Source organism: Candidatus Electrothrix sp. (genome assembly GCF_052785085.1).
Map to the genome: position 1 here is coordinate 1 of NZ_JALAAI010000194.1, position 4,446 is coordinate 4,446.

General features: G+C 49.0%; 5 protein-coding genes. All 5 read left to right on the forward strand.

Features of this window, described 5'->3' with window-relative positions; genetic code table 11:
* The first annotated feature begins 100 nt into the window (after positions 1 to 100).
* The 5 genes from L2082_RS18545 (at position 101) to L2082_RS18565 (ending at position 4,254) form a co-directional block, all read left to right on the forward strand.
* Entirely contained in the window at positions 101 to 307 is a 207-nt protein-coding gene (locus L2082_RS18545) for a hypothetical protein (protein WP_446012131.1), read from the forward strand.
* A complete protein-coding gene (locus L2082_RS18550) occupies positions 286 to 540 on the forward strand; it encodes a hypothetical protein (RefSeq protein ID WP_446012132.1) in 255 nt (84 codons plus the stop codon). The genes L2082_RS18545 and L2082_RS18550 overlap by 22 nt, the downstream gene beginning before the upstream one ends.
* Before the next feature lie 218 nt (positions 541 to 758).
* Positions 759 to 959, forward strand: coding sequence for a hypothetical protein (locus L2082_RS18555; protein ID WP_446012133.1), 201 nt, complete (start codon positions 759 to 761; stop codon positions 957 to 959).
* Positions 959 to 1,219: a type II toxin-antitoxin system RelE family toxin gene (locus L2082_RS18560; protein WP_446012134.1), complete on the forward strand. Its 261-nt coding sequence runs from the start codon at positions 959 to 961 to the stop codon at positions 1,217 to 1,219. Before L2082_RS18555 ends, L2082_RS18560 begins: the two co-directional genes overlap by 1 nt.
* Positions 1,220 to 1,806: 587 nt before the next feature.
* A complete protein-coding gene (locus tag L2082_RS18565; protein WP_446011174.1) occupies positions 1,807 to 4,254 on the forward strand; it encodes a molybdopterin-dependent oxidoreductase in 2,448 nt (815 codons plus the stop codon).
* Positions 4,255 to 4,446: the final 192 nt, after the last annotated feature.

The following is a 4,446-nucleotide window of genomic DNA, read 5'->3' on the forward strand; positions in this document are numbered from 1 at the left end:
ATGCCCGGATCATGCTTTCCCTGAGAGTTGATCGTGCAGACGGATACTGGGACAGGTATTGGGACAGTATCTGCAAGGCTGCATAAACAACTGCGGAAAGGTGAAAACCGCACTTTTAATCGCACCCCGATGGAAGAACAACTACCGATTTGCCGCTGATGATCGCATTCGCACCGAATTTCGCAGGCTCGGGCATAATCGCGGAATCAAGGGCGATTTCCTGAAAGAGAATTCCCGTATTGTTGTGGAATCAGCGTATCAGCTCAGAACATTAGGAGAACGACGATGCCGCTTAAAGAACATCTGACAAAAACAATCAGCAATCCGGCAAGCGGGATTGCGGCCCCGGAATTTGAATTGGAAGAGGCGGCTGACGGAAAAGTCGGCGGATTTATCATCTCTTCCAGCTTTGCAGGAAAATCTCAGATTGAACGCCAGAATATACTCTGGGATTACCTTGATCAGGCCCTTACCCGGGAGCAGGCTCTCGGCATTGTGTCCCTTGTGACGATCACCCCGGAAGAGGCGCAGGAAGACTGATGTTGACAGAGAGAGTCCTGGAGATTGGCACAACCCCCGACAATCATGAAGCGAGTCGGACATGTCGGGATTCACTCCGTTCGCCCGCAACCTGCGGGCTAATCATCAGGTTGCGATGCAGTGTCATATGTGAGATTGTCGATAGACAGAGCAGGCTCCCAAGCGGAACCCTCACTTGTTGTACTGTCCATGTTTACTACTGACGAAGGATGACAATTATGCTGACAGCGGAAGAAATAAAGAAGAGTATAGTTCTGCTCCCGGAAAAAGAATACAAAAAGCTGAGGAAATGGTTTTCAGAGAGAGACTGGAGTGAATGGGATAGAAAAATTATGCGGGATTCAGAGAATGGCAGCCTGGATTTTCTTGCTGAAGAAGCAATGCTTGAGAAGAAAAAGGGGATGCTGGGTGAACTTTGATGCACAGGACGACATCACGTTTCAGGAAGTGCTTTGAAAGACTTCCGCTGCCTGTGCAGAGTTTGGCTGAAAGCAATTTCGGGCTGCTGCGGAATAATCCGAAGCAGCCGTCGCTGCACTTCAAGAAGGTCGGTAAATTCTGGTCGGCAAGAATCGGCATGGCGTATCGTGCGTTGGCATATGAAGACGGTGAGGATTTTATCTGGGTATGGATCGGAAGCCATGATGACTATATGAAGATGATTAAACAGGGATCGTAGGTTTTCAGCTTCAGTGGACATGTCGGGGTTCGTTCCGTTCACCCGCAACCTACGAGCTTTCAAAAGGCGTAGGTTTTGCCTTCCAAAAGGCATAGGGTTTGTCGTTCAAAAGGCGTAGGGTTTGCCTGTCAAAAACCCTGGCTTCTACATATCAAGAAACCTCCCTTCTATATATCAGAAAGGAAGGATATATATATCAAAAGGGAGACTTTTTAGTATATAGAAGGGCAGGTTTTTGATTCGCAAAAAATTTGCATATATCAATGTATGTATTCATCTTTTTTCATAAAGAATAACCATTTCTTATCAGGAGGTTCCCCATGCCGGTTGGATACTATGTCAGTCCCGTAGGTTGGGGTGAGAGAAACGAACCCCAACAATCATAAGGCGAGTCAGACCCGATTAACCTCTGAGAGATACATCAGCCCTGAGTCTGGCCGGATTCAGGGCTTTTCTTTTTGCCCTGTCGATTTCCTTATCTCGCTTACTTCTCCGTCGCTGTTGACACATATACTTCGGAGTTTTATCATGCAAAATGCACTGAACAGAGTCGGACAGAACAATCAGCAACAAATAAGGACAGGAGCATGCGCAACGCAACAGCAAAAGTATATCGTTTTCTCTCCTTCCTCTATCAGGACGAAATCCCCCTGGCCTTTATTGAGAAAATGCGAGGAACATCTTTTCTTGATAACCTCAACAAACCAGCATGTACTTCCCCCTCCTCCCTTTGCTCCGCCCTCTTCCGGCTGATAACAGTCGTACAAGAAACCTCTCCCCAGGAGCTTTATGATCAGCTTCGTTATGAATATGCAGAACTCTTTCTCAACGCTGGAAAAAATCCTGTTTACCCGTATGCCTCCTGCCATATCACTGGAGAACCCCTGGTTATGCAGAAGCCGGTTTTCCAGGTACGTCAGGTCTATCGCGATAACGGAGTACATAAAAATCCCGCCTACCCGGATCTGGATGATCATATTGCCGTTGAGCTGGAGTTCATGGCCTATCTGACGGAGCAACAGGGAAGAGAAGAGGAGCAACATACTTTTCTGCTCCAGCATCTGGGTTGGGTAGATGCCTTCTGCGACATGCTGAATTCTGCCGCACAGACTCAATTTTACCAGGGATTAGCTGATCTGACTCGGGCGGTGTTGAAAGCGGCACGAACAGAGACGGATAGAGTTAATCCGGCGAATGATCTGGATAAATTTGCGCACCCCCTTGTCCTGCTTGACCTTGATGCTCAAACAAAGACGCTGTGCCAAGGGGCGGTTTCCCCGCAAGCAAACAAAAATATCAAAACCCATTGCTATATCTGTGCCGGACTCTGCGGCCAGGAGGTCAAGCTCAAGGATCAGGTGATCACCGGTCTCGGCGGACTGCAAGGCGACCCCAAAGGAGGCGGACGGCTCTGCATCAAAGGGGCCAATGCCCATAAAAACACCTATTCAGCCTATCGTCTCAAAACGCCGCTGATCCGGGAAAACGGTCGTTTCAGAAAGGCATCCTGGGACGAGGCTCTGGATCTCACTGCCGCTCGCCTGAAGAGCTTTGATCCCAAGACCGTGGGCTTTCATCAGGGCAATGATTTTAATAGCTGGTGCCATGATGCGGTGATGGCGGCTTATGGAACCCCGAACAAGACCACCCATCGCCAGATGTGCGATAATCCCAACCGAATGGCCAATGAGCATTGTTCCAATGATAAACGCCCATGGATCGACTATGCCCATTCCGAATTCATTCTGCTCTTCGGTATTAATGAGCTGGTAACCTCGGTTGGACAGCGTAAACTCAATCTGTTCAAGCAAGCTAGAAAGCAAGGTGCCAAACTGGTCACGGTTGATCCCCGGCAAAGCGAGACTGCTGAGGCATCAACCGAGTGGATTTCTATTATTCCCGGAACCGACGGGGCAATGGCCCTGGCAATGGCCTATGTTTTGGTGACCGAGAATTTATACGATAAGGGATTTGTTAAGGAGTGGTGTTACGGTTTTGCAGCCTTTCAACGACGGCTGATGGGTGAGGAAGACGGCATTCTCCGCACTCCCTTTTGGGCTGAGGCCATCTGCGGGGTACCGGCTGCAACTATTGAGCGGCTGGCCCGGGAATTTGCCGCTGCTGCTCCGGCGGCTGCCGCGCTGTCCTGGACCGGTGTGGCTCAGGTGCCCAATGCGGTTCACGCCACTCAGGCCATTCAGACATTGAACGCCCTTGTAGGGAGTTTTGACGCGCCCGGCGGCCCAAGCCTGATCGGCAAGCGCAAGCTCTCATCTCCCTGGGGAGACGATCAAACCAAGCCACCCAATAATGCGGAAAAATTCAAGCTGAACAGCAGCAAACTCTGGCAGGGATGGATTCCTGCCTATTTTGCAGAGGATGTCCAAGCCGGACGGCTCAAGGCCATGCTCTGTTATTTTGGTAATCCGGTTATGTCCGATGGCTCCGAATCCTCAACCCATCACGCTGTCAGTCAGTTGGAGTTCTCCTGCGCCATTGATTGCTTTATGAGCAATACCACAGAACTCTGCGATGTGATCCTGCCAGACTGTACGTATCTTGAGCAAAGCCGGGTGATCTCTGACTGGATGTATGAATCCTTCATTTCCCTGGGGCAAAAGACCGTTGTGCCGCTGTATGATTCCCGGTCTGTGGTGGCTATTTTTACCGGCTTGGCAGAACGCCTCGGGTTTGGCGAATATTTTTCCTGGCAATCCGAAGAAGAATACATGCGCAATCAGCTCCGAGGACAGGATATCAGTCTGAATGAATTGTATGAGAAGGGGTATTTTGTCACGGATGAGCAGCAATTCTATAAGTACCGTGAATGGAAATCGTTCAACCCTCCGGCAGGTTATGGTTCTTCAGGAAACACAGTGACGGGTAAATATAACTTCATCAATCCGGTCGCGAAAGAGCTGGGAATCAATGCCTTGCCGGATTATATTTCCCCTTATGCGGACTGGCCGGAACTGCAACCGGATCATAAATATCCCATGCTGATCTCTACAGTCGTAAGTTCTCTGACAACTTGACAAATTTGTAAAAAAGCATACAGTATAAGCTACAAGATAACTTCTTCAAAAAATCAGAGGAGGTAATTGTATGCTCAACTACTTGTATGATTCATTAACAGGCTTTCGTAACGTATTTTCCCGTGAAAAAACCTGGCTTGTTTTCGTCATGATTGTCCTCGGATTTATCGGCAGCACAGAAATGGTTGGTAT